Below are 1,211 nucleotides of genomic sequence, written 5' to 3'. Positions count from 1 at the left end.
AGGAGGTAGAGAGATGTCGAAGCCGAAGTTTGAGCGAAAGAAGCCGCATTTAAACATAGGGACGATAGGGCACATCGATCACGGGAAGACGACGTTGACGAGTGCGATTACGCGGGTTTTATCTACGAAGGGGTGGGCGGATTGGATACCGTTTGACAACATAGACAAGGCCCCGGAGGAGAAGCAGAGGGGGATTACGATTCAGTTGGCGCACGTGGAGTATGAGACGGAGAAGAGGCATTATGCGCATGTGGACTGTCCTGGGCATGCGGACTACATCAAGAACATGATCACGGGTGCGGCGCAGATGGATGGATCGATATTGGTAGTGGCTGCGACGGATGGGCCGATGCCGCAGACCCGTGAGCACATATTGTTGTCTAGGCAGGTTAATGTGCCTGCGATAGTGGTGTTTATGAACAAGGTGGACATGGTAGATGATGAGGAGTTGTTGGACTTGGTGGAGCTAGAGGTGAGGGAGTTGTTGAGCAAGTATGGATATGATGGGGACAATGCGCCGGTGATAAGGGGCAGTGCGCTTAAGGCGCTTGAGTGTGGTTGTGGTAAGGAGGATTGTCAGTGGTGTGGTCCGATATGGGAGTTGATGAAGGCGGTGGACGAGTACATACCTGAGCCGCAGAGGGAGGTAGACAAGCCGTTTTTGATGCCGATCGAGGACGTATTTTCGATCAGTGGTCGTGGTACGGTGGTGACGGGTAAGGTAGAGAGGGGAGTATTGAGGCCTGGGGAGGAGGTAGAGATAGTCGGGTTGAGGCCGACGGTAAAGACGGTGGCTACCAGTGTGGAGATGTTTAGGAAGATTTTGGATGAGGCGTTGCCTGGAGACAATATAGGGGTGCTTTTGAGGGGAGTAGGTAAGGATGAGGTGGAGCGTGGTCAGGTACTGGCGCAGCCTGGGAGCATCACGCCGCATACGAAGTTCAAGGCTGAGGTATATGTTTTGAAGAAAGAGGAGGGAGGGCGGCACACGCCGTTTTTCAATGGATACAGGCCGCAGTTTTATTTTCGTACGACGGACGTTACGGGAGTGGTGACGTTGCCTGAGGGGGTGGAGATGGTGATGCCTGGGGACAACGTGGAGTTGGAGGTGGAGCTGATCAAGCCGGTAGCGATGGAGGAGGGATTGAGGTTTGCGATACGAGAGGGAGGCCGGACGGTAGGGGCCGGTGTGGTTACCAAGATCCTTGAAT

General features: G+C 54.1%; 1 protein-coding gene. It reads left to right on the top strand.

Annotated elements, in window-relative coordinates:
• Positions 1–13: 13 nt before the first annotated feature.
• Positions 14–1,211 (top strand): elongation factor Tu (gene tuf, locus TDIS_RS10570; RefSeq protein ID WP_068671855.1); only part of this gene is annotated, 1,198 nt, incomplete at its 3' end.

Source organism: Thermosulfurimonas dismutans, assembly GCF_001652585.1.
GTDB lineage: Bacteria > Desulfobacterota > Thermodesulfobacteria > Thermodesulfobacteriales > Thermodesulfobacteriaceae > Thermosulfurimonas > Thermosulfurimonas dismutans.
The sequence above is the reverse complement of the archived record's forward strand: the minus strand, read 5'-3'. Positions and strand labels throughout refer to the sequence as shown.